21 protein-coding genes and 1 pseudogene are annotated in these 25,404 nt (G+C 47.5%); 7 read left to right on the forward strand and 15 right to left on the reverse strand.

The features are described from left to right. Positions 1–211 precede the first annotated feature (211 nt). Together AR383_RS14335 and AR383_RS14340 are read left to right on the forward strand one after the other, a co-directional pair. Positions 212–1,402, forward strand: coding sequence for a XylR family transcriptional regulator (locus tag AR383_RS14335; protein WP_055733751.1), 1,191 nt, complete (start codon positions 212–214; stop codon positions 1,400–1,402). 104 nt (positions 1,403–1,506) lie between these two features. Next, on the forward strand, positions 1,507–2,397 hold the full coding sequence (locus AR383_RS14340) for an aspartoacylase (RefSeq protein WP_055733752.1): 891 nt from the start codon (positions 1,507–1,509) through the stop codon (positions 2,395–2,397). A 47-nt stretch (positions 2,398–2,444) separates the two neighbouring features. Here AR383_RS14340 and AR383_RS14345 read toward each other — a convergent pair whose 3' ends face one another. The 7 genes and pseudogenes from AR383_RS14345 to AR383_RS14375 all read right to left on the reverse strand — a co-directional run bounded on the left by AR383_RS14345 (position 2,445) and on the right by AR383_RS14375 (position 8,443). After that, positions 2,445–3,416: a magnesium transporter CorA family protein gene (locus AR383_RS14345; RefSeq protein WP_055733753.1), complete on the reverse strand. Its 972-nt coding sequence runs from the start codon at positions 3,414–3,416 to the stop codon at positions 2,445–2,447. Positions 3,417–3,431: 15 nt separating this feature from the next. After that, complete coding sequence (locus tag AR383_RS14350; RefSeq protein WP_055733754.1) at positions 3,432–4,802, reverse strand: magnesium transporter; 1,371 nt, start codon at positions 4,800–4,802, stop codon at positions 3,432–3,434. Positions 4,803–4,858: 56 nt separating this feature from the next. After that, a complete protein-coding gene (locus AR383_RS14355) occupies positions 4,859–5,284 on the reverse strand; it encodes an ATP-dependent zinc protease family protein (protein WP_055733755.1) in 426 nt (141 codons plus the stop codon). A 1-nt stretch (position 5,285) separates the two neighbouring features. Then, positions 5,286–5,819 carry a mechanosensitive ion channel domain-containing protein gene (locus tag AR383_RS14360; RefSeq protein WP_055733756.1) on the reverse strand — a complete coding sequence of 178 codons (534 nt, stop codon included), beginning with the start codon at positions 5,817–5,819 and terminating at the stop codon, positions 5,286–5,288. Between the two features lies 1 nt (position 5,820). Further along, positions 5,821–6,842 (reverse strand): annotated as a pseudogene (locus AR383_RS14365) (succinylglutamate desuccinylase/aspartoacylase family protein). A 299-nt stretch (positions 6,843–7,141) separates the two neighbouring features. Further along, positions 7,142–8,047, reverse strand: a complete 906-nt coding sequence (gene rimK / locus AR383_RS14370) for a 30S ribosomal protein S6--L-glutamate ligase (RefSeq protein ID WP_055733757.1) — start codon at positions 8,045–8,047, stop codon at positions 7,142–7,144. 33 nt (positions 8,048–8,080) lie between these two features. Further along, positions 8,081–8,443 carry a MaoP family protein gene (locus tag AR383_RS14375; protein WP_055733758.1) on the reverse strand — a complete coding sequence of 121 codons (363 nt, stop codon included), beginning with the start codon at positions 8,441–8,443 and terminating at the stop codon, positions 8,081–8,083. A gap of 155 nt (positions 8,444–8,598) precedes the next feature. Between AR383_RS14375 and AR383_RS14380 the strand changes: the two genes are divergently transcribed. From AR383_RS14380 to AR383_RS14390, 3 genes are all read left to right on the forward strand, one after another. Beyond that, the gene (locus AR383_RS14380) at positions 8,599–9,489 is read left to right on the forward strand and encodes a LysR family transcriptional regulator (protein ID WP_055733759.1); all 891 of its coding nucleotides are present in this window, start codon (positions 8,599–8,601) and stop codon (positions 9,487–9,489) included. A 220-nt stretch (positions 9,490–9,709) separates the two neighbouring features. Next, complete coding sequence (locus tag AR383_RS14385) at positions 9,710–11,536, forward strand: ABC transporter ATP-binding protein (protein WP_055733760.1); 1,827 nt, start codon at positions 9,710–9,712, stop codon at positions 11,534–11,536. Positions 11,537–11,656: 120 nt separating this feature from the next. Further along, entirely contained in the window at positions 11,657–12,913 is a 1,257-nt protein-coding gene (locus tag AR383_RS14390; RefSeq protein WP_055733761.1) for a sensor domain-containing diguanylate cyclase, read from the forward strand. 127 nt (positions 12,914–13,040) lie between these two features. Here AR383_RS14390 and yegD read toward each other — a convergent pair whose 3' ends face one another. The 8 genes from yegD to AR383_RS14430 form a co-directional block, all read right to left on the reverse strand. Beyond that, positions 13,041–14,300, reverse strand: coding sequence for a molecular chaperone (yegD, locus tag AR383_RS14395; protein ID WP_157051751.1), 1,260 nt, complete (start codon positions 14,298–14,300; stop codon positions 13,041–13,043). A gap of 540 nt (positions 14,301–14,840) precedes the next feature. Further along, a complete protein-coding gene (locus AR383_RS14400) occupies positions 14,841–15,383 on the reverse strand; it encodes a cupin domain-containing protein (protein WP_055733762.1) in 543 nt (180 codons plus the stop codon). A gap of 26 nt (positions 15,384–15,409) precedes the next feature. Next, positions 15,410–16,255, reverse strand: coding sequence for an ABC transporter permease subunit (locus AR383_RS14405; protein ID WP_055733763.1), 846 nt, complete (start codon positions 16,253–16,255; stop codon positions 15,410–15,412). Then, positions 16,255–17,181: a putrescine ABC transporter permease PotH gene (potH, locus tag AR383_RS14410; protein ID WP_055733764.1), complete on the reverse strand. Its 927-nt coding sequence runs from the start codon at positions 17,179–17,181 to the stop codon at positions 16,255–16,257. Before potH ends, AR383_RS14405 begins: the two co-directional genes overlap by 1 nt. Continuing rightward, complete coding sequence (gene potG, locus AR383_RS14415; RefSeq protein WP_055733765.1) at positions 17,178–18,317, reverse strand: putrescine ABC transporter ATP-binding subunit PotG; 1,140 nt, start codon at positions 18,315–18,317, stop codon at positions 17,178–17,180. Before potG ends, potH begins: the two co-directional genes overlap by 4 nt. Before the next feature lie 60 nt (positions 18,318–18,377). Next, complete coding sequence (locus tag AR383_RS14420; protein ID WP_055733766.1) at positions 18,378–19,487, reverse strand: extracellular solute-binding protein; 1,110 nt, start codon at positions 19,485–19,487, stop codon at positions 18,378–18,380. A 47-nt stretch (positions 19,488–19,534) separates the two neighbouring features. Continuing rightward, positions 19,535–20,890: an aspartate aminotransferase family protein gene (locus AR383_RS14425; RefSeq protein ID WP_055733767.1), complete on the reverse strand. Its 1,356-nt coding sequence runs from the start codon at positions 20,888–20,890 to the stop codon at positions 19,535–19,537. Between the two features lie 33 nt (positions 20,891–20,923). Beyond that, positions 20,924–22,258, reverse strand: coding sequence for a glutamine synthetase family protein (locus AR383_RS14430; RefSeq protein WP_055733768.1), 1,335 nt, complete (start codon positions 22,256–22,258; stop codon positions 20,924–20,926). 233 nt (positions 22,259–22,491) lie between these two features. Here AR383_RS14430 and AR383_RS14435 point away from each other — a divergent pair, with 233 nt between their 5' ends. Next, the gene (locus tag AR383_RS14435; RefSeq protein ID WP_055733769.1) at positions 22,492–23,862 is read left to right on the forward strand and encodes a glutamine synthetase family protein; all 1,371 of its coding nucleotides are present in this window, start codon (positions 22,492–22,494) and stop codon (positions 23,860–23,862) included. Positions 23,863–23,953: 91 nt separating this feature from the next. Continuing rightward, positions 23,954–25,231, forward strand: coding sequence for an NAD(P)/FAD-dependent oxidoreductase (locus tag AR383_RS14440; RefSeq protein ID WP_055733770.1), 1,278 nt, complete (start codon positions 23,954–23,956; stop codon positions 25,229–25,231). The last annotated feature ends 173 nt before the right edge of the window (positions 25,232–25,404 follow it).

The raw sequence follows: 25,404 nt of genomic DNA on the forward strand, positions 1-25,404 counted from the left end.
ACAATATGGCATAATCCTGCCGTGGATTAGAAAGCGCTCTCAATTACGAAAATTGCTAGCGGAGTAGCGTTTTTCTCTCGCGTGGTGAAGTTCACAATTTTGCCTAAAATGTACATGATCATAATCACATTACGATTTTTCACAGTGGCGCTTTCGAGTTTTTTTTTACATATTGAATTAATTCTCGAATGACCTAGCACTAGGATCCCAGATGTTTGATAAGCGTTTTAAAATTACTTTGTTGTTTAACGCCAACAAAGTTTATGACCGTCAAGTAATTAAGGGGATTGGAGATTACTTGCAAGCCTCCCAATGTGATTGGGATATTTTTTTGGAAGAAGACTTCCGATGCAGGATCAGCAAGTTACAACATTGGGTTGGTGATGGCATTATCGCCGATTTTGACGATCCTGAAATAGAGCAAGCTTTAAAGGGCTTGCGAGTGCCGATAGTGGCAGTGGGCAGCTCCTATGAAAACCCCGAAAACTATCCCGAAGTTCCCTATGTGGCGACCGATAACCGCGCCTTGGTGAGCTCTGCCTACGAGCATTTAAAAGCCAAGGGTTTAGAATATTTTGCCTATTATGGTATGCCCAAGAGCGAAGACTGTCGTTGGGCGATGGAGCGCGAGTCGGTATTTCAACAACTTGTCGCCAACGATGGTTATGAATGTGCGGTTTATCGCGGCTTAGAAACCAACGCTGAATCTTGGCAGTATGCGATGAACCGTTTGGCCGATTGGATCCAGTCCATGCCTAAGCCAGTGGGCATTGTGGCAGTATCAGATGCGCGGGCGCGCCACTTACTACAGGTGTGTGACCATTTAGGCATTATAGTGCCAGACAAGGTCTCCATCATCGGTATCGACGATGAAGACTTAACCCGCCATTTAAGCCGCGTATCTTTGAGTTCGGTGGCGCAGGGCTGTCGTAAAATGGGCTTTCAGGCGGCAAAAATGCTACATCGTCAGCTGCAAGGCCACGACTTGGGTAAACCACGTTTGTTGGTTGGGCCCGAGCAAGTGGTAGAGCGTCAATCTACCGATTATAAAGCCTTGAAAGACCCTTATGTGATTCAAGCCATGCACTACATTCGCCATAATGCGTGTAAGGGCATTAAGGTGGAACAGGTACTGGATTACGTGAAAGTATCACGCTCTAATCTAGAGAAGCGCTTTAAAGATGATATTGGCCACTCGGTTCACCAAGAGATTCACTGCGCTAAACTTGAACAAGCCATGAGCTTGCTGCGTAATACCGAGCTGTCCACTGCCGACATCGCTGAGCTGTGTGGTTATCCTTCTCTGCAATACATGTATGCGGTATTCAAGAAAGACTTAGAACTGACCCCTAAGGCTTATAGGCAGAACCAGCAACAGCAAGACGAGGATGAAGATGAATAGCTAGTGGTTTAGGCTTGAGTCATAAAGTGGCTTTGGCTTGAGTCATAAGTGATTTCCTTTTAAGCTCAATGCTTGCAGCATTGAGCTTAAAAGGAGCAACAAGCTTGTCTAAGATCTCTAAAGTCGCGATTGTTGGCGGCACTCACGGAAACGAATTCAGCGGTATCTACCTGATTAAGAAATGGCAACAGCAGCCTCAGTTACTGGCGCGTGCGAGCCTGCAGGTGGAAACCGTATTTGCTAACCCCAAAGCCCATGCAGAAAATAAGCGTTACATCGACGCCGACTTAAATCGCCAGTTTAGCGCCCAGTCTCTGGCCGATTATGATTTGGCTAACTATGAGCAGTCTCGTGCCAAGGCGCTGCATCAGCAGTTGGGGCCTAAGGCTAATCCCAATATGGATTTGGTGATTGATTTACACAATACCACCTCCAATATGGGGCCAACCCTGATCCTACTTGAACAAACACCATTTTATAAACAGTTAGCGGCTTACGTGAAAATGCAGATGCCAGAGGCGGTGATCTTCTTGGAAGAAGCCGAAGACGACATGGCGCAGCATCGTTTCTTAGCCAGCTGTGGTAAGTACGGGGTATTGATTGAAGTGGGGCCGCAGCCACAATCGGCCTTACGCCAAGATATTCTTGAGCAAATGGAGCGAATGACCGGCTACATTCTCGACTTCGTTGATTTATATAATCAGCAAGCCGTACCTGAATTGCCAAAACTGCTAGAAGCGTTTTTGTATCTCGATACCATTACCCTGCCAATGGATGAACAGGGCGAACGCTTGGCCATGGTTCACCAGCATGTGCAAGACAATGACTTTAAACCCTTAAATCCGGGCGAGCCTTTGTTCCGTACTTTTAACGGGGAAGATATTTATTACGAAGGCAATAAAACCGTTTATCCGGCGTTTATCAATGAAGCGGCTTATTACGATAATAACCTCGCCATGTCGTTTTTAGACAAGGTGTATATTGAAGTAAACTAAGCCTAGCGGCCAGCCACAAAGGCCCGCCGTGTATTAGTTGGCGCTGCTTAAAACCAGCGCTTCCATTTAAACAGGCCGATCAGGCCTAGTGCGATGCAGGCCATCACTCCCAACAGAATAAAGTAGCCGTCGGGGTGGTGTAGCTCTGGAATCACCTCAAAATTCATACCATAAATCCCTGCCAAAAAACTCAAGGGAACAAAAATGGCGGTAATCAGCGTCAGTACTCGCATAGTATTGTTCAGCTTGTGCGAGCTAATCGACAGATAACCATCGACTAAGTCACCACAAATCTCGTAGTACATTCGGCTCAAGCTTTGCAGCCGCTCAAAACGTTCGTGTAGATCCTGCATCACCGGTTGATCGATGCTGATGTTACTGGGCTCGTCTTGATGCTGTAGCTCTATTAAGGTTTGGCTGAGGTTGAGGTGGTAGTTGAAGATCCGGTTTAGCCGTAGCAAATCGGTTTTCTTACGAGTAATGGCTGCCAGAATGTGGTCGTCGCCATGTTCATGAATTTGTTCTTCTAGCTCGCTGAGTTTGTCTTCAAATTCTAATAATTGGTTTAAGTACAAATTGGATGAAGTATGCATGATGCGACTGGCCAAACTCAGCGGCGCATTAAGGTATTTGGCAAAGCCTTGCTCCAGCAAGTTCTCGATGCCCTGCGAGCGTCCCTGATGTAAGGTGATTAAGTAATTGGGGCCAATAAACATAGCCAGCTGCATGTGCTCAAATTTAAGCTCGCCTAAGCTTTGTTGAATGCCGCGATAAAGCAGGAATACTTGGTCGTTAAACAGCTCTATTTTCGGCGGATGACGATGGCGGAATACGTCAACAATCGACAACGCATGGCAATTAAACTGCTTTAAAATTTGTTCTGCTTCCAATTGCAGATAGTTACTTAAGTCGATATCTATCCATATTTTGGCATCAGCCTGAGCAGACCAGCTAGCGATTTGCTGCTGGTCACCAAATTGGGGGGCTTGTCCGTTAATACTGAGCCAAGTTCTAAGCATGCTAGCATCCTTAAATTAATGCATAAGAAACAGTGAGGCTAAGCCCAAAAAGGCCACAAAGCCTACGATGTCGGTCACCGTGGTCAGGATTACTGAACCTGCCACTGCGGGGTCTATCTTCATTTTTTTCAGCAAGAACGGGATCAGCGTAGCTGAGGCCGCCGCCGCTAAGCTGTTTAATACAATCGCAATGAAAATCACCAAGCCCAGTGGTATTGAGCTAAACCAATAACTGACCACCCCCGCAATCACTATGCCCAGCAATAGGCCGTTCCATGCGGCAATTTTGAGCTCTTTGTTTAATAACAGCTTTAAGTTACTTTGTTGTAAGTGGTTCAGGGCAATACCGCGCAGCGCTACGGCCAAGGTTTGGCTACCGGCAATACCGCCCATGCTGGCCACTACCGGCATTAAAATCGCTAAGGCCACCAGTTGTTGTAGCGCGCCTTCAAATAAACCAATCACCCAAGAAGCTAAGAACGCGGTGGCCAAGTTGGTGGTGAGCCAAATGGCTCGCATCTTGGCGGCGGTGCGCACCGGGGTAAATAGATCTTCTTCGTTAGACGGTGCCTCACTAATTGCCACTTCCAAACTACGTTCTTGCAACCATTGCACGAGGTTGGATACCGCAATCGCGCCAATAATTTTGCCGTCACGTTGCACTGGGTGCCAGGCGTGGCCAGCCAATACATTGACCGACAAGGCGACTTCACTGAGCATTTGCTGGTGGTCAAACACCTCGATGCTAAAGCTCAGCTCTTTTAAGCGAGTGTGATCGTCAGCATTGATAATATCGGTCATGCTGCAGGCACCTTGGAATTGCCCTTGGGCGTCTACCAAGTAAACCGCCACATGTTTATCCTGCTTGTCTAGCAGGCGTTGTTTGATTCGATGTACGGTTGAGTTGGGACGGGCACGCAGTATGTGCAGATCGGTATAACGACCAATTTGCTCATCTTCATAACTTAAGGCGTCTTGTAGTTGGGTGGCACTTAACTCGTCTTGTTGTTCAAGATAAGTGTCCACCATTTGCTCGGGAAGAAAGTCGGCAAATTCAACAATTTCAGTATCGCCAATATGGCGTTGTAAAGCGTTTATTTGCTGCGCTGTAAACAAGTCAAATAAGTGTTTAACCGTTTCATACTGCATTAAATGCAAAATTGGCCAAAAGCGCTGTTCGCTCAAATATGGCCAAATTTGTTGCCGATATTGGTCGGGTAAAGACTCGATCAAGTTGGCTAAGATGGCATTGTCGTAATCTTCAACAAAGCTTAAGTCTACCGGCTGTTCTTCTTGCTTGAGTAGCTTGAGGATCCGGTTTAGTGCGTCATCGTGATGACCATCAAAGGTTTGTAACGGAGGGCTTTCGTTGACTTCGTTGGTCATGTTCTATCCTTTGTAGTGCGTGGCCTTGGCTTGGGCCAAGGCCGGTCGGCAGCTAACTAGCTGCTGACTAAAAAGCTTTGTGAGGGGTCAACCAAAACTTTGTCCCCCATTCCTTGACGTCCTAACAACATTAGGTAGCTCATATCTTGACGATTACTCAAGGAAATTTCTATAGGCCAGATTAATTCACCCAATTGAAAACTGGTTTGAATGACGTAACGCTGTTCCACTTCGCCATTGGACGATTTAATTTTACGGGTATCCACTATTGGCGCGGTACAACGACATACTTGCTCTAAATTATAGATGTCGGGGTGCAAGTCGAAGCTGATATGCGGTTTGCCATTTTTCTTGGTGCGCTCCATGTTATCAACGTGCAGTGACGAGGTTTTTGCACCAGTGTCGATACGCACCGGTAAATCGTGGATCCCTAAGTCGGGTAGGTGGCAGGTTTCCAAATTGCCAATCAGCAACTTAGTCATCTTAGTTGTCCTCTTGTTCATCGGCGGATTTAGCCGCGCGAGTGGGTTGGTGTTCGCCAATTACCACGGCTTTTTGAAATACCATGGCGTTGGGGAAGGTGAGTTTAGCGCCGTTATCGGCCAGTAAAATCACGTGAAATAAGGTGATTTCTTCCAATTGCCCTTCGATGGAGTTATCGCCATCTAAGATTTTTACCTGATGGCCTACTCGGTAGGGAAAGAAGAAAAACACAATAATGCTCGCGGTGACGTTGCTAAGAATCGACCACTGGGCAAATAACGCTACCCCAATCACGGCAAACATCGACGAGAAAAACAGCCCAAAGTCATTAAAGCCGAGATCGCTCAGCATGCTAATGACCATCAAGGCTAGCAGCGCCAATATAGCCCGCAATACCCAAGTCACATAGTGGATCCGAGTTTTTGCGATGTTACGGTTTTCACCAAAGGCTAGCACCACTTGGGCGAGCTTTTTCTGGCCATAAATAAAGCTCACCACCACTAGGGCGATCAGCAATAAGCTGTTGATACTCATATTATTGTTTCTCCGTTAAGCCGTTGTCGAAGGGCTTAATCGATTCTTGCAGGCTTTCAATCTGCTCGGCGACTTCATCTTGCTCAGCCCCAAAATAGGCCAGGTGATACATGGCGTCACCCTCTTGCACCAAGGAATGTTCTGTTTGCCAATAATAATGCCTGAGCGTTTGGCAAATACTTGGTTAATTAACTTGCCAAAGGGGCTGTTAATGTCGGCTAGTCGATCACCGGCTTCGACTAAGTCGCCCAGCTTGGCATATTCGCTAACAATGCCACTGGCTGAGGCGCGTAACCAAGAACTGCTATAAGCGATATAGGGCGCTAGTTTTCTTCGCGAGCTACGTTTTTTCACCATTTTTAGGTGGGATAGCACTTTTAGAATGCCTTTCACGCCACTTTGAATCGACAACTCATCAAAGCGCAGCGCTTCCCCCGCTTCGTAAAGCAAGATTTTGGTATCTTTGTTTACCGCCGCTTCACGCAAGGAGCCATCGCGCAGGTCGGAATTGAGGATAACCGGTACGCCAAAGGCTTCGGCCAATTGCTTGGTTTCGGGATCATTCAAGTTTCCGCGGATCTGCGGCAAGTTGGAGCGATGAATCGCCCCTGTATGCAAGTCGATACCGTAGTTACAGTGTGCTACCACCTCGTTAAGAAAGATGTGTGCTAAGCGCCCTGCTAAGGAGCCCTTTTCTGAGCCGGGAAAGCTGCGGTTAAGGTCGCGCCGGTCGGGCATGTAGCGGCTTTGGTTTAATACTCCGTAAATATTCACCATGGGCACGGCAATTAAGCAGCCACGAATAATATTAAACTTGGGAGAGTGGATCAGTCGGCGAATAATCTCGATACCATTTAACTCATCACCATGCACCGCGGCGCTAATAAACACCGTAGGCCCCGCGCGCTTGGCGCGGGTAATGTGTACCGGAATGGAAATGTTAGTATCGGTATAAAGCTTCGCTACCGGGATTTCTATTTGCTTTTGTTGTCCCGGTTTTATTTCAGTGCCTGCAATAATCATCGACTGCCTCGTGATTCGACATCGCTAATTTGTAACTAGGGTCTGGTGACCTTTCGCGGTTAATCTTTGTTCGAGATAAACGCGTCTTAATCTCGGCGAGAACTGGTCGCCTAGTATCCTAAGCAAAACATCTCTCCATTAAGAGTAAAACGCTTGTGGGCGAAACCTTCGGGCAGCGTTTGTGGGGGCGGTCTCCTGGGTTATCGGCTGAGCCAGCAGAATAACTGCATTTAAAAGCCTTTGCCCGGTATAAAAAACCACAAACTGCTGCAAAATACCTCTCGAAAGATCAGCCCGCTTTAGCCTTTACCCCGTGTTTTGGTAGCAAAAGGTTTCGCGTTCTTTTCAATAAACTGATAAACCATTCCTGCCACATCTTTATTGGTGGCGTTTTCGATACCTTCTAAGCCGGGTGAGGAGTTTACTTCCATTACCACTGGGCCATTGTTGGATTGCAGTATATCCACGCCACATAGGTTTAAGCCCATGGCTTTAGCGGCATTAATCGCAGTAGCGCGCTCTTCTTTACTTAGCCTGACTAATTGCGCAGCACCGCCACGGTGTAAGTTAGAGCGAAACTCGCCTTCGGCCGCTTGACGTTTCATGGCTGCTACCACTTTGCCGCCAATCACGAAGCAACGAATGTCGGCGCCACCGGCTTCTTTAATAAATTCTTGCACTAAAATGTTAGCTTTTAGCCCCATAAAGGCTTCAATTACACTCTCGGCGGCCTTGTTGGTTTCGGCTAATACCACGCCAATACCTTGGGTGCCTTCGAGTAATTTAATCACCACTGGCGCACCACCGACGTTTTTGATCAAATCCTGAATTTTATCGGGTTTGCTGGCAAAGCCAGTACGCGGTAAGCCAATGCCTTTACGCGACAACAACTGTAACGAACGCAATTTATCGCGTGAGCGGCTAATTGCTACCGATTCGTTGACACAGAAGGTGCCCATCATTTCAAACTGGCGCACCACCGCTGTACCGTAAAAAGTAATGGATGAGCCAATGCGCGGAATCACTGCATCGTAGGTCGGCAACACTTTTCCGTGGTAACGAACCGTTGGATTGCTACTGGTAATGTCCATGTAGCAATGTAGGGTATCGATAATGTCGACTTCGTGGCCTCTTTGTTCCCCTGCTTCTTTTAGACGGCGGGTGGAGTAGAGGGTTTCGCCTCGTGATAAAATGGCTACGCGCATGCTTGGGTCCTAGTTGTCGTTGGATTAAAAAATTTAGTCATCGTCAGAGATGAAGCTCTCGTCTTCGCTCTCATCATCAGTTTCATAGCTGGCTGCTTTACAGCGGCTATTTAAGGTATGAAAGGCGCGTCTAGATCGAGTTAAACGCTGGTACTTCATCCATACCTTTTCTAATTTGCTTTCTGGCTCTAGTTGTTGGCTACAAACCAGTAGAAAATGCTGCTCTTCAGCGTTTTCTGGCATTATTTCGCCGCTATTTAAGGCTTGCATGGTGTCTCCATATAAGCTTAGTAGCTCTGACTCGAGTAGGGTAAATTCTCCCGATTTACTAAAGCCTCTCTTAAAGCGTTGATCATCGTAGAAACGTTTTTTACCAAAGCGAAATTCAGTGTTCATGGTTATCACTCCAAGTCTTGATTGATGTGGCTTTAGGCGCCGGGCTAATTTGCCTGCACGGTAGTGATTATCGAATCAAAGTGAAAACGAATAGTTTTTGTCGTAAGAACAAAATTTGTTTGTTAACCTCAGCTTAGAGTTAAAGGGGTGAAGCAATGGACGTCAAAGTTTTTCGAACGTTTTTAGAAGTAGCAAAAGTGAAGCATTTTGGCCGTGCCGCGGAGAACCTATACATCACTCAAGCCGCGGTGAGCGCGCGTATCAAACAGCTAGAAAGCTTCTTCGATACTCAATTATTTATTCGTGATCGTAATGCGATAAAACTCACCAGTTCGGGTGAGCGTTTAATCGCCTATGCCGAAAACATGGTGCGTACGCTAGAGCAATCTAAGGCCGAATTATTGTTGACCAAGGCGCATTCAATACAGTTAGCCTTGGCGGGCACCCCCAATGTTTGGGATGCCTATCTACAACATTGTTTGGGCGTGGTGGTGGATGCCTTTAGTGGTTATGCCTTTAGTGCCGAAACCCTAAGTCGTGGTCAAATGCACCGCGCCTTATTAGAGCGCACCTTAGACATTGCGGTGGGTTTAGACCCGCTGAAGTCTGACGAGTTAAACTGCATCAAGGTGGCCGACTTAGAGTTGGTATTGGTATCAACCGAGCCAACCCTTCAGCAACAGGCGATGCAGCAAGGCTACGTGTATGTGGACTGGGGCACTCGTTTTGCTTCCGAACATGCGGCGCGCCACAGCAAAATGCCCCCGCCGTTTTTACGCACCTCAACCGGCCGTATTGCCTTGGATTTTATCTTGCAAAAAGGCGGTGCCAGTTACTTGCCTGCGTCTATGGTGGAAGGTTTCATCGACACTCAGCAGCTGTATGTGGTGGAAGATGCAGAGCCTTGGTTTAGACCGGTTTACCTGAGCTACCGTAAAGATGCCGCCTCTTTGGAGCAAATAACTCAGGTAAAACGACTGTTAGATAAAACCGAACCGGCGATGCCATTTTTGCTGCAACAAGCTGGTGAGCAAAGCAAATCTTAGCTGGGCTTTGTTTATGCCGCTTTGCTGTTAACTCCTTATAATTTATAAGCTTTAATTTTTCTTTCGATTAAACAACAGTTTGCCTTAGGTGGCCAGACTGCGGCTTGGCAGGCTTAGATTTATTGTTAAGCAGCACTGCGTTTCTTGGGCAAATTGGGTTAAAGTAGCCGCCGTGTAGCAATACACGGTATTGCTTAGGTCGACCACAAGGAATCTTCAGATGTTTAGTTTTTTTGAACGGCTCACCGTTGCCTTTCCCTCCGCAGAACCACAACAACCCCCCAAAGGTTTATATCAGTTCTGCCGCCATTACTGTCAAGGTATGGGCAAGCCCTTATTACTGATGTCGCTGTTTGCTGCCAGTATTGCAATTTGTGAGGTGAGTTTGTTTGGCTTTATGGGGCGCTTGGTCGATTGGCTAGGTAATAAAGATCCCGCCACCTTCTTTAGTGAAGAAGCGAGCACCTTGTGGGGTATGGGTTTGTTGTTACTGGTAGTGATGCCGCTGCTGGTATTGCTGTATTCGCTGCTGATCCATCAGGCCTTATTGGGCAATTTCCCGATGGCGATCCGCTGGCAGGGCCACCGTTATTTATTACGCCAAAGCGTGTCGTTTTTTGCTAATGATTTTGCTGGCCGAGTCGCCACCAAACTAATGCAAACCTCGCTAGCGGTGCGTGAAACGGTGATGAAATTGCTCGACTTGTCGGTATACATCGTGGTTTATTTCACCGCCATGGTAGCGCTGGTGGCCCAAGCCGACGTGCGTTTGATTTGGCCAATGCTGCTATGGTTGCTGGTTTATATTGGTATTCAGTTTTACTTTGTACCCAAGCTGAAGAAGGTCTCTACCGAGCAAGCTAACGCGCGTTCTTTAATGAGCGGGCGAATTGTTGACAGCTATACCAACATTGCCACGGTTAAGTTGTTTTCGCATAGCAAGCGTGAAGCCGCCTACGCCCAAGAAGGCATGGATGGCTTTTTAGAGACCGTATATAAACAGATGCGCTTGGTGACTTGGCTGAACGTATCGGTACAGCTGTCTAACTACTTGCTTACTTTCAGCATTGCTGCGCTGTCTATTTACCTATGGACTTTGGGTGATGTGTCGGTGGGCGCGATTGCCATTGCCATTGCCTTGGTATTGCGCCTTAACGGTATGGCGCAGTGGATCATGTTTGAAGTGGGTGCGCTATTTGAAAACATTGGCACGGTAGTCGATGGCATGAATACCCTGTCTACCGAGCAAAGCATTGTAGACAAACCCGGCGCCAAAGAGTTGCAAATTAGCCATAGCCATATTCATTATCGCGATATTCGTTTTCACTATGGTGAAGCGAGCGGGGTGATCGACAAGCTTAACTTAGAGATTAAAGCAGGTGAAAAAATTGGCTTGGTGGGTCGCTCGGGGGCGGGTAAAACCACTCTGGTTAACCTGTTGCTGCGCTTCCATGACGTAGAAGGTGGTGCGATCTTAATTGATGGCCAGAACATCAGTGAAGTGACTCAGGAAAGCTTACGCGCCAATATCGGCATGGTGACTCAAGATACCTCGTTGCTCCACCGCTCGGTGCGCGACAACATTCTTTATGGCCGCCCCGATGCCACTGAACAAGAAATGATAGCAGCGGCCAAACAGGCCGAAGCCCATGAGTTTATTCTAAAACTCAGTGACCCCGATGGCCGTACCGGTTACGACGCCCATGTGGGTGAGCGTGGGGTGAAGCTGTCGGGCGGACAACGCCAGCGTATCGCGATTACTCGAGTATTGCTTAAAGACGCGCCTATTTTGGTCTTGGACGAAGCCACCTCGGCGCTGGATTCAGAAGTGGAAGCGGCCATTCAGGCCAGCCTAAATAAACTCATGGAAGGAAAAACCGTTATTGCGATTGCTCACCGCCTTTCTACCATTGCTGCCATGGACCGCTTAATCGTGCTTGATAAGGGCGAGATAGTAGAGCAAGGCACTCACAGTGAGTTAATTCAGGGTAAGGGCATTTATAGTCAACTGTGGGCGCACCAAACCGGTGGCTTCCTCGGCGAATAAGTTTGCACTGATGTAAATATTTAAAGGTTAGCTTTTTTATGATTATTGATAAATGGCATTATTGAGTTAGCTAAGGACAGTGACTACGCTTTAATTAATCCCCCTTCCGTTTGGAGTGGCATGACTAAAGTTGCTGAAATAAGCGCGGATTACGGTGTGGTGATTCATCGAGACTTTGTTCCCCTGTATGCCGACGATGCCTATGCCCACTTGTTTGGTTACCGCAGCGCCGAACAGATCATGGCTTTGCCTTCGTTATTGCCTCTGTTTGGTGAAGCCGACCGAGTGCGTGCGGTTGAAGATTATCAGGCTTTAATGAAAGGCTCGGCTCGCCCCAAGGCGCGGGTATTTAGCAATATTAAATGCAATGGTGAAGCCTTTTTCGCCCTCAGTATCGACCATCTTATCGACTGGCAAGGCGAGCCTGCTTTACAGATCACCTTGGTGGATTTTTCCCAGCAAATCGCTACCGAGCAACGCCTTAGCGAGAGTGAGCAGCGTTACCGTTGCTTATTAGAAACATCACTGCAGGGGATTGTGGTTCATCATAATTTTGTGCCGCTTTATTGTAACCAAGCCTTAGCGGAATTATTGGCTTACGACAGGGCGGAAGAACTAATGGCCTTGCCCAGTTTGCTGGTTTTGATACCCGAAGAGCGGCAGCAGCGAGCGATTCATCAACATGAGCTGTTATTAAAAGGTGAGCAAAGCGAGCGCAGTCTGGTGACCGAGTATGTACGCCGCGATGGCAGTACAGCGTGGTTGCATATTAGCGAAACCGTGGTTTGCTGGGGCGAGCGTCAAGTGGTGCAGTCGGTATTTATGGATGTGACCCAACAGTACCACAATCAACGCCGTTTGGAGTTTCAGGCCAATCATGACGCGCTGACTGGTTTGATTAATCGCCGCGCCATGAGTGAAGTGCTGGTGGAGACCTTTGCTTTGAGTAAGCGCAGTAACAAAGCCCTAGGCTGCATCATGTTAGATATTGATGACTTCAAACAAATCAATGATTGTCATGGCCACTTGGCCGGAGACGAGGTGCTGCGCAGCCTTGCCTTTGAAAGCTTAAAAGTGTTACGCACCGACGACTACTTGTCGCGTTGGGGCGGGGAAGAGTTTCTATTGTTACTGCCCAATACCGAGCAACAACAGGCCTTGGATATTGCTAATCGGGTACGCCAACACATAGCCGCATTTGTTATTCAACGCGGGGAACTGCGCTTTAGCGCGACCGTAAGCATGGGACTAGCCATGTTAAGTGAGCAAGATAGCAGCCCGGAAGCTTTGGTTTCACGGGCCGATGTCGCCTTATATTTAGCCAAAGAAAACGGCAAGAATCGGGTTGAGTTAGCTCCCACTGTTTATCAACTGTAAGCCTGCCTTTTCCATGCTGCTTAAGCAAAAATATGCTCAGCCCATAGGGCTAAACCACCGGTAACACTGCCGAAGTTATCGCCGCTGACTAGCGGTGCTTGATAACGCTGGCTAAGAAAATCGCGAATCAGTGGCGAATTAGCGCTCCCCCTGTTAAGAAAATTACATCGGGTTGCGCTTGCGCTTGGCGGATCACTTCATCGCTAAGCATGGCAATATTATTTAATAAACGCTCACACGCCTGCTGATAGGCGCTTAGCTCCACCCTTACTTGTAATTCATCGAGCAAATAACTCAAATCGACTTGGCTACTGCTCGCCGAGCTTAAGGCGATCTTAGCTTGCTCGGCGGCTGCGCTAAGTTGGTAAGTTTGTCGTTCTTTATGTAACTGCAACAAGCCTTTGAGTGGGCTAAGTTGGGCTTGTTTTAGTAAGCGCTGTAATAAGTTGCGAGTATCGGCCCCATAAAAACGGGTCTGCGCCGGAAAATCATTAATCGCGGCGGCATCCCAAAAGGGTTTAATCGGCATTGGTTGGCCACCTTCCAGTTCAAGGCGAGAACCCAATGCCGGCATCAGCGTTTCAAAGTTAAGCGCAATGTCGAAGTCATTACCGCCGATACGTTCACCGTTGTAACCCAGCACTAAGTCTTGATGCTCACGAGTCGCCAAGTAATTTGGCCCCATAATCAACATCGACACATCGCTAGTACCGCCTCCAATGTCGATTACCAATACCCGTTGCTCTTGTTCTAGTTGCTGTTGGTAACTTAAACCAGCAGCCATTGGCTCGTAGAGAAATTCAGTTTGTTTGAAACCAGCAAACTTGGCGGCATTGCTTAGAATGTTCAGCGCCTGCTGGTTGCTTAGCTCACTGTTTAAGCCTTGAAAGTTAACCGGGCGACCAATCACTACCTTTTCTAACTCGGCTTGGCCACTTTGTCTGACTTGCTCGGCAAGGTGCCACATCATCGCTGCGGCGATGTCTTCAAACTGTTGCTGCTGGCGCTGGCTAATGCCACTGGCACCCAAGAACGACTTAGGCGAGCGCACGTAATAACAGTCGGCAGGATCAACCAGATATTCCTTAAGGGCTTGTTTACCAAAGCTTAGGTGTTCGTCGTAGCCGTCGAGTTTCAGTTCTTTTAGGGCGCGCAAACTGCTCGCTAGTTGTTGGTTGCGAGCTTGGCGGTAGGCCTCGGCCTTACCTTGGGCATTCAATTGTTGATATAGCCAGCCGCAAATCATTTCCGATTGCGGAGCAAATAGGGTGGATGGCATGTAAGTGCCGTGCTCAGGAAAGTTCAGCAGTTGCACTTGCTGCTGTGGCGCAATGCCAATCGCACAGTTGGAGGTACCAAAATCAAAACCGGCAATGGAGTGAGTCATGCTGAGGCCTCTAAGCTAAAAAGGTCGCGAAGGGTAGCAGATTTGTTGTTTGCTGAGAACCGTGCGGTGTATATCTTTACTTTTTGTGTCTGTGAACGGTGTGGTTTTTCGTTCAACGATGATTTGATATGGAGCTTTTGTTTGTGAGATTAAGAACAAGATCAAGAGCGAGAGCTTTCGCCTACGGCGACGTCATTTTTCTTTTGCGAGAAAAGAAAAACGAAGCAAAAAGAAAGCTCGCCCTGCATTATCTTCATCCTGCGCGACTTGTTTCCAAGCGCGCCTGCGCAACTCGCTACGCTCAAACAGTGCTCGGCTTCATCGCTTGTCAACGGCGTTGCTCGGCGATAATGAAGGGGTTGAAAGGCTTGTACTTTGCATCCCCATATTATTAGCAACAAAAAACAGCTTGAAAGTTGGTGTATTAAATAATGTGCAATGCATATAACAAGCCGCACAATCGGATATTCGCGCTAAAGATAACTTAGCTCAAAAACTAAAAAAGCCGCAGTAGCGGCTTTTTATTATTAACAATGGAGCTTAGAAAGTGGGCGGGGTCGCCGCACTAATTAACTCACACTCTTCTTTGCTTTTATTGCGGAAACGATGTGGTCTACGTGTTTCAAAGTAGTAGGAATCGCCGGCCTTGAGTACCTTAGACTTGCTGCCTACGGTGATCTCGATTTCTCCACGAATGATGATGCCGCCTTCTTCACCTTCGTGTTGAATAAACTCGGTGCCGGTATCGGCGCCAGCGGGGTAAACTTCGCGTAATATGGCGAGTTTACGGCCATTGTGCTTACTACCCACTAATAGCATCTTTACCAAGCCATCACCTAAATCGGTCAGTTCTTCCTCGGTGTAGAAAATCTTGTCGTCACTTTCCATTTCCAGAGTAAAAAACTCACCCATGGAAATGGGGATAGCGTCGAGGATCTTCTTCAACGAGCCCACCGAGGGGTTCACTTGATTCTGTTCGATTTGCGAGATCATGCTGTTGGTGACTCCGCTAATTTTGGCGAGTTCTCGTTGAGAAATCCCACGCATTAAGCGAATACTTTTTAAGCGTTTTCCAACATCCATTAATTTTTTTTCCTCAATATAAGCGCTTAGCTGCCATTGGCTGTTTTCAGCTCCTGCATGCGGCGTTTTTCGGCTTTGGCCATTACCCACCAGGCGATAAATGTTGCCACCGATACTACCGCAATAATCAATGTCGCAAGGGCGTTAATTTTGGGACTTACTCCCAACCTTACGCTAGAAAATACCACCATGGGTAAGGTGGTTGCGCTAGGCCCAGACACAAAGCTGGCGATAACTAGGTCGTCTAAAGATAGCGTGAAGGCGAGTAGCCACCCCGCTACCAAGGCAGGCAAAATAGTCGGTAAGGTTATCACAAAAAACACCTTAAAAGGGGTTGCGCCTAAGTCCATTGCCGCTTCTTCGATACTTTTGTCTAGCTCTCTAAGGCGAGAGCTTACTACCACCGATACATAGGCGGTACAAAAGGTCACATGAGCAATCCAAATGGTCAGCATGCCGCGTTGGCTAAATAGGTCAAACACTTGACCTAGAGAGATGAACAAAAGTAGCAGGCTTAAACCAGTTATCACCTCGGGCATTACCAACGGTGCGGTAATCATAAAGGCGAAGCTAGTTTCACCGCGAAACTTCTTAAAGCGGGTCATCACAAAGGCGGCTAAAGTGCCTAAGACTACCGCGGCACTGGCCGACAGAAAACCGATGGTTAAACTGAGGGTAATGCCGTTCATTAATAGGGTGTCTTCAAACAGCGCGCCGTACCACTGGGTAGAAAAGCCGCTCCATACGGTCACCAAACGGTTAGCGTTAAATGAATAAATAACTAGGCTAAGAATCGGCACATAAAGGAAGGATAAGCCTAAACCTAAAATTAGCCACTTCCACTTGGTTTTATAGACTGGTATTGCGTCCATTAAGCCGCCTCCAACTCACGTTTTTGATAACGATAGAACAACAATATCGGTACCATTAATAGTAATAACATCACCGATGCAACGGCGGCGGCCACTGGCCAGTCTCGGTTATTGAAGAATTCTTGCCAGAGGATCTTACCGATAAGGATCGAGTCTGGGCCACCAAGTAATTCAGGAATAACAAATTCACCCACAGCTGGAATAAATACCAACATCGAACCGGCGATAACCCCTGCCTTAGTTAGTGGCAATAGCACCTTAAACAGTACGGTGGCGGTGGATGCACCGAGGTCTCGCGCCGCTTCAACTAAAGAATAATCGACTCGCATTAGTGCGGTGTACAGTGGCAATATCATGAAGGGCAAGTAGGTGTATACAATGCCAATGTATACCGCTGTATCGGTGTGCAAAATTTGTAATGGCTCGTCGATGAGGCCTAGGTAAAGCAGGATGTTATTGAGAAAACCATTGTTTTTCAGAATGCCTATCCATGCATAAACGCGGATCAGAAAGCTGGTCCAAGAAGGCAAAATAATTAGCATCAGCAGAATATTACGGTTGGCCGGGCTAGAGTGCACAATCGCCCAAGCCATCGGAAAACCAATGATCAAGCACAGCAGGGTGGAAATCGACGCGATCCGTACCGACTCTAAGTAGGAGCTGATGTAGAGATCATCACTAATCAGATAAGCGTAGTTGCCTAGATTTAGCAGAATTTGCACCTGCTCATCCACCATGGTAACCAATTGGCTATAGGGTGGAATGGCGATCATCGCTTCAGAGAAACTAATCTTGAAAACGATGAAAAACGGCATTAAGAAAAATAAAAATAACCAAAAATAGGGCAGCGATAATATCGCGCAGCGCCCGCTGGGAATAAGCCGCGCCAAGCGCTGCTTAAACTTATGCTTTGCTTGAGTTGTCATATCTTCAGTACCACGCAGCTATCGGCTTGCCAGCATAGATAAACTTGATCTTCCCAGGTAGGCATATTATTGCGATGGCGGCTGCTGTTCGGCATGGCTACGGTTACCCGTTTGCCACTGGCCAATCGCACGTAATAGATAGATTGTTCACCCAAGTAGGCGATATCTTCTACCTTACCCTGACAGACGTTGTTATTGCGGCCTTTTAAGGTTTTAAAGATGCTCATTTTTTCCGGACGAACTGCCACCATGAAGGGCACGCCAGGAGCGGCTGAAACACCATGATTGAGGCTGATAGGATAACCCAAGTCTGGACAGTCGATGGTCGCGCTGTCGTTGTCGTTATCGCTCACGACTCCTTCAAAAACGTTTACCGAACCAATAAACTCGGCACTGAAACGCGAGTTGGGGTATTCGTAAATCTCTTCCGGTTCGCCCACTTGCACGAATTGGCCACGGTTCATAATGGCGATACGGCTGGCCATGGTCATAGCTTCTTCTTGGTCGTGGGTTACCATTACACAGGTTACGCCCACTTTTTCCAGAATGTCGACCACTTCTAGCTGCATTTGCCCACGAAGATTTTTATCTAGTGCGCCCATCGGTTCGTCTAGTAGCAACAGTTTGGGGCGTTTGGCGAGGCTACGTGCCAAGGCTACCCGCTGGCGTTGCCCACCAGAAAGTTGATGAGGCTTGCGGCGGGCGTAGTCTTTCATGCGCACTAGCTCTAGCATGCGCGCCACTGTGTCGCCAATCTCGTCTTTGGGGAGCTTATCTTGCTTCAAACCAAAGGCGATGTTTTGCTCCACCGTCATATGTGGGAATAAAGCATAAGATTGGAACATCATATTAACTGGGCGCTGATGTGGCGGAACACCAATTAATTCCTGCTTATCAAGAATGATTTTACCCGCGCTAGGCTTTTCAAAGCCGGCTAACATGCGTAATAGGGTGGATTTACCACAACCCGATGCGCCTAACAGGGCAAATATTTCGCCTTTGTTAATGGTTAGGCTTACGTTATCTACCGCGATGGCTCCATCGTAATCTTTACTAATATTTTCAATCTGTAACAAAGGCTCTGGAGCCGTTTCACCGTCTACCGGAAGCTTTTGTATGTGTGACACCGCAGCCATTGCGGATCCTCCATAAAGAAACAAAAACGTGCTTGCCACCCGAAGGTGGCAAGCGACTAGTTAGTTTTGAAGAAACTTCGTCCAAGAACGAGTCAGTGTTCTAGACACCTTAGCTTGCATCAGCTTAGCGCCATATAGCTTCGCTAGTGTCTCGTCGCTAGGGTAAATACCAGGGTGGTTAATAATTTCAGGGTCGATAAACTCTTTTGATGCGGGAGTTGGGTTGGCATACCACACATAGTTAGAGACTTCTGAAATTACCTTAGGCTGCAATAAGAAGTTAATGAATTTATGGGCGTTGTCTTTATGTGGAGCATCAGCAGGAATGGCCATTAAGTCAAACCACGCCAAAGCACCCTCTTGAGGTATCACGTATTCTACTTCAACACCGTTATCAGCTTCGGCGGCGCGGTCAGAGGCCTGTAATACGTCACCCGACCAACCTACAGCAACACAAATATCGCCATTGGCGAGGTCGTTGATGTACTGAGAGGAGTGGAAGTAGGTGATGTAAGGTCGCACAGCTTTTAGCAGTTTATAGGCTTCGCCATCGTCTTTATAATCGTTGACATCGGTACTGTTGGGATCTTTACCCAAATAGTGCAGAGCCGCAGAAAATATTTCGGTTGGTGCATTTAAGAAGGCCACGCCACACTGTTGGAGTTTTTCCATATTTTCTGGTTTAAACACCAAATCCCAGCTGTTGAGAGGGGCATCTTCGCCTAATACTTCTTTAACTTTATTTGCGTTATAACCTAAGCCAGTGGTTCCCCATAAATAAGGCACTGCGTACTGATTTCCAGGATCGGCAGTTTCGTCAAGCATGGCCATGATTTTAGCATCTAAATTGCTGTAATTGGTGAGTTTTGTTTTGTCTAATTTCATAAACGCGCCGGCTTGAACTTGGCGAGCTAGAAAGTCTGAAGTGGGGACAACAATATCAAAGCCAGTTGAACCTGATAAAATTTTAGCTTCGAGTACTTCGTTTGAGTCAAATACGTCGTAAACCACTTTAATACCGGTTTCCGCTTCAAATTGAGCGATGGTATCTTCGGCAATATAATCTGACCAGTTGTATACGTTCAGTACTTTTTCTTCTGCTGCCTGCAGATTCATCGCGCTGGCAGTTAACAGGGAAGCTAGGGTTAGCTTCAGGCTAGCGTTTTTCATCTTAATTCTCCAATTCCTTGTGGTGATTGCTCGTACTGCTTCGCGGATTAACTCAATGCCTGCAGAGTGTCATCCAAACTTTGTTTTGCCAGTGTAACTAACTGGTCTACTTGTTGTTTTGTAATTACTAATGGTGGTGAAATAATCATGGTTTGGCCACAGGCGCGCATGATTAAGCCATTGTTTATACATATATCACGGCAAACTTCGCCAGCGTTAACTTCTTTGGCAAAGCGTTGCTTAGTTTGCTTATCGGCCACTAATTCTAAAGCTGCAACCATACCTTTAGAGCGGGCTTCACCCACTAGCGGATGCTCGGCCAACTCCTGCCAGCGTTGAGCTAAATAAGGCGCAACTTCATCACGCACTCGGCTAACGATGTTTTCCTGTTGCATGATGCGAATATTTTCGATGGCTACCGCACAGGCGGCGGGGTGACCGGAATAGGTGAAGCCGTGGGCAAACTCACTATTGGCATCGGTAATCACTTTAGCCACTTCATCAGACACCATCACCGCACCAAGAGGCAGGTAACCAGAGGTAATGCCCTTGGCTAAACACAGTAGATCGGGTTTGATGTTGAAGGTTTGACTAGCAAACCATTCACCGGTACGGCCGAAACCGCAGATCACTTCGTCTACTACCAACAAAATATCGTACTTATCGCAGATCCGTTGAATTTCTGGCCAGTAACTGTCGGGTGGAATAATGACTCCACCGGCGCCTTGAATCGGCTCGGCAATAAAGGCCGCTACCTTATCTTCGCCCAATTCCAATATTTTCTGTTCTAACTGACGAGCGCGTTCTAAGCCAAATTCTTGAGGATCTTGACCTTGGCCTTCTTCAAACCAGTAGGGTTGATCAATATGACAAATATTGGGGATGGGTAAACCGCCTTGCTGATGCATAAAGGCCATGCCACCTAAGCTGGCCCCAGCCATGGTGCTGCCGTGATAGGCATTTTTACGGCTAATGATTTCCAGCTTTTGTGGTTGGCCTTTGCTGGCCCAGTAATGGCGAACCATGCGCACTACGGTGTCGTTACACTCAGAACCCGAGCCGGTAAAGAAGGCATGGTTTAAACCTTCTGGGGTTAATTCGGCTAAGAGAGTGGATAATTCCACGGCGGGTGTGTGAGTGGTTTGAAAAAACAGGTTGTAATAAGGAAGTTGTTGCATTTGTTTAGCGGCCGCGTCCACTAGCTCCTGACGGCCATAGCCTAAGTTTACGCACCATAAACCAGCCATGGCATCGAGCAACTTATTGCCCTCACTGTCGTATACAAAAACACCTTCGCCTCGTTCTATCACTCGTGCTCCTTTAGCATTTAACTCCTTAAAGTTAGTAAAGGGATGTAAGCAATGGGCGCTGTCCTGTTGTTGTATCGTCAATGTTGTGCTCATTTCGCCTCCTTGTGGCCTGAGTTTGTTCTGTGGCTAAACGTTAAGTAATAAAAACTCACGTTCCCATGAACTGATCACTTTGAAATAGGTTTGATATTCTTTGCGTTTTACTGCGACGTAGCAGTTTACGAAACGCTCGCCGAGGATCTCTTTTAGCTCTGCGCTCTGCTCTAACTCGGCTAGCGCTTCTTCTAGGGTGCCTGGCAGAATGTAACGGTCTTCACTCACATCACCGGTTTCTTGGGCAGAAGGTTGCAACTGTTGTTTCATACCAAGGTAACCACAGGCTAGAGTGAGCGCCATGGCTAAATAAGGATTGGCATCGGCGCCGGCAAAGCGGTTTTCTACGCGACGGTTGCGCGCATCACAATGTGGAATACGTAGCCCAACGGTGCGGTTGTCCACGCCCCATTGCAAATTGATGGGGGCAGATTCACCAAACATTAAACGACGGTAACTGTTCACGTTCGGTGCGTAGAAGGCAATGCTGGCTGGGGTGTATTTCTGCAAGCCGGCAATGTAGCTTAAAAACTGTTGGCTATTGCTGCCATCTGCATTGGAGAACAGGTTATTGCCCTCTGAGTCTTCTAAGCTTTGATGGATGTGCATGGCGCTGCCCGGCTCATCTTCCATCGGTTTGGCCATGAAGGTGGCATAAATATCGTGCTGCAAGGCCGCTTCACGCATGGTGCGTTTAAATAAGAAGACTTGATCGCAAAGTAGAGTCGGTTCGCCGTGGTCGAAGTTGATTTCCATTTGCGCCGCACCTGATTCATGCACCAGCGTATCGACTTCTAGTTGCTGAGCATCACAGTAGTCGTACATATCTTCGAAGACTGGGTCAAATTCGTTAACGGCGTCGATACTGAAAGATTGGCGGGCGGTTTCGGGGCGACCATTTCGGCCTATTGGCGGTTCCAGTGGGTAATCCCAATCGAGGTTTTTCTTGACCAAGAAAAACTCTAACTCTGGTGCCACTATGGGTTTCCAGCCTTCTTTTTCATACAAGGCTAAAACGCGTTTTAATACTGAGCGAGGCGCAATGTCGACCAGATTTCCTTCGCGGTCGTAGCAATCGTGAATAAGTTGGGCAGTAGGCTCTTTAGCCCAGGGAACGAAGCGGACACTTTCTGTGTCGGGTTCAAGGTTCATGTCCTTTTCAGTCCAGTCGAAGTGTTCTTCGCCTTCGTCTGGCCATTCACCCGTCACCGTTTGGTAGAAAATCGATTCGGGAAGGCGCATGCCACCTTCCTTGAGATATTTGTTTGCCGGGATAATTTTACCGCGAGCGTTACCTGTAATATCGGGAATCAAACACTCAACTTCGGTTATGTGGTTCTCCGTAAACCATTTCCTGACGTTTTCCATAATCACCTGTCATTTCTTGTTAAGTAAACAGGGACAAAAATCACAATTGGTGAATTTTCGCTCCGTGCTATTAAGGATTGTCAGAATTTGCGGCCAATGTCAATAAGGTGTTAAATAAAAACTAAATAAGAGCCTATTTTTCAGTTAATGAGCAAAATGGTTTGCATTATACTTAACACTGTGGTGTAAATTTAAGGGCTAAAAGGGACGCTTTTACCAAAGGACTGTTAATTATGTTGAAACACCAGCCTCAAATTGAGCCAGTCAGTTTACTGCAACAAGTCGAAGATTTTCTAGCGCTTCATCCGCAGCTAGAGAGTGTGGATTTGATGCTTTCTGATATGAATGGGGTGATTAGGGGCAAACGTATTGAAGCTGCGTCCCTCACCAAGATAGTTAAAGAAGGCATGTGTTTACCAGCATCGGTATTTGCTTTAGATATTTGCGGCGAGACCGTAGAAGAAACTGGGCTTGGCTTTGAGCAGGGCGATGGCGATAGGATTTGCCACATATTGCCTCACAGCTTGAGTTTGATTCCGTGGAAGAAGAATGCCGGACAAGCCTTAGTGACTATGCATGAAGTGAATGGCGAGCCATTTTTTGCAGATCCTCGGCAATTGCTGAGCAAAAAGCTAGCGGGTTTACACCAACAAGGTTTATTCCCCTGTGTGGCTATTGAGTGGGAATTTTACCTATTAGATGCGCGTAGCGAAAACCGCGAACCTAAAGCGCCCTTATTACCCAAATCACAACAACGCATGCAGCAAACGCAGGTCTATTCATTAGATGAGCTAGACGAATTTGCCGAGTTTATTCGAGATATTCAAGAATATTGCCATACCCAGAATATTCCCAGCGATAACGTTATTGCAGAATATGCACCGGGCCAATTTGAAGTCACCTTGCAGCATCAAACGGATCCGCTGTTGGCCTGTGACCAAGCGATATTGTTAAAACGTGCCATTAAGGCGGTGGCCAAACAGCATGGTTATGTGGCGACCTTTATGGCTAAGCCCTATGCCGAGCATTCTGGCAATGGCTGTCATGTGCACATTAGTATGCTGGATCAGCACGGCAAAAACCGTTTCTCTAATGACCAGCAGTTACTTGAGTTCGCCTTAGCTGGCTTGTTAGACACCATGCCACAGGCGATAGCCTTGCTGGCGCCTAATGCCAATTCTTATCGTCGTTTTCAGCCTGATATGTTTGTGCCGCTGCAAGCCAACTGGGGCTGGGATAACCGCACCGTAGCGCTACGTATTCCGTCGGGCAGTAAAGCCAATCGACGTATTGAGCACCGCGTATCGGGTGCAGACTGTAACCCATATATTGTCATGGCGGCCTTATTTGCTGGCATTGAGTATGGCATTAGCCAGCAATTAGTTTGCCCACCACCGATCGCCGGTGATGCCAGTAAGGTGCCTGCTCCAGCCTTACCTAGTTCTTGGGAACAAGCCTTGGAGACGTTCTCTCAATCTACCCTGTGGTCGCTATTGGGGGATGACTTTAGCCATGTTTATTACGCCAATAAACTGAATGAGCTGCAGCGCTTTGAGGCGCAGGTCACACCTTTAGAGCAACAGTGGTATCAGCAAATGGTATAGCAGCCAAACTCGGTCATAAACAGTCTCTGCGGGGGCTGTTTTTTCGGTTGCAGACAAACACAGATTTTATTTCACAACTAAAGGGGAGTGTATGAAAGAGCAACACGCAAATTCATATTACGCGGCCAGTGCTAACTTAAAGTTAGACTATCCGCAGTTGCAAGGAGAGCAGCAAGCAGATGTTTGTGTGGTTGGTGCGGGGATTACCGGAGCTACCACCGCCTTAGAATTAGCTGAAAAAGGCTATAAGGTGATTCTGCTAGAGGCCGAGCGCGTTGGTTGGGGGGCGTCGGGACGCAGTGGCGGTCAGGCTATTTTTGGCTGGGCGGCAGAGCAGTCCACCCTGGAAAAGCTAATGGGTAAAGAAGATGCCAAAATCATGTGGGATCTGTCGGTAGAGTCTTTAGCCGTTACCAAAGAAAACATCAAAAAACACAATATTGATTGTGATTGGCAAGATGGCCAAATGCATGTGGCGGTGAAGGAGCGGCAGGTAAAAGAGCTGAACTTCTGGCACCGACAGTTACGCGATGATTATGGCTATGAGCATTTGGAATACTGGGATCGCGATAAACTCAGCAGCCAACTTCACAGTCCTCGTTATCTTGGTGGTATGTTCGACCCAAATAGTGGCCACCTACACCCGCTAAATTACACCCTCGGCTTGGTTAAAGCCGCCGAGTTGGCCGGCGTGGAGATTTACGAAGAAAGTAAAGTCACCAAGTTGACTCACGGTAATAAAGTGACCCTAGAAACCGCGCAAGGCAAGGTGACTTGTTCGCATGTGGTATTGGCCTGTAACGCCTACATGCAAGGCTTAAATAGCAAACTTGAAAGTAAAGTGATGCCTGTGGGCACCTACATTTGTGCCACTAAACCTCTGGGCGAAGAGCGCGCTCGTGAGTTGATTGGTAATAACATGGCGGTGTGTGACATTAACTTTGTACTGGATTATTACCGCTGCTCTGCCGATCATCGCATGCTCTTTGGTGGTCGAGTGAGTTACTCGGGTATTGAACCGAGAAACCTTGCCGCGACCATGAAACAGCGTATGGATTGGGTATTCCCGCAGTTAGCCGATGAACAAGTGGAGTTTGCTTGGGGCGGTAATGTAGGTATTACCATTAATCGCGCGCCGCATTTTGGGCGGATTGCGCCTAACGTGTATTTTGCACAAGGCTTCTCGGGCCATGGTATTGCCGCTACTGGTTTGGCTGGGCGTATGATGGCCGAATCTATTAGTGCGACCTCGGAGCGCTTTGATATCTTTGAGAAGATCCCGCATATGCCATTCCCAGGAGGACGTCTATTCCGTACTCCGGCCTTGGTCTTGGCAATGACCTACTACCGAATTAGAGATTTACTCTAGTTAACACAAGGACCTGTTGTTGTTTGATGGTGATTTGCTTCGCTAAACAACAGTAGGTTCTACTTCTTCCTCTCATTCGTACCATAGTGCGGCTTTTCTCTGCTGCTAGGCTACGAGCTAGTTCTGGTTTCCCGCTATACTTGCGCCATTGTTGTTTCATTTAGGGTGCTAAG

The sequence above is a fragment of the Agarivorans gilvus genome, from assembly GCF_001420915.1.
GTDB classification, from domain to species: Bacteria; Pseudomonadota; Gammaproteobacteria; order Enterobacterales; family Celerinatantimonadaceae; genus Agarivorans; species Agarivorans gilvus.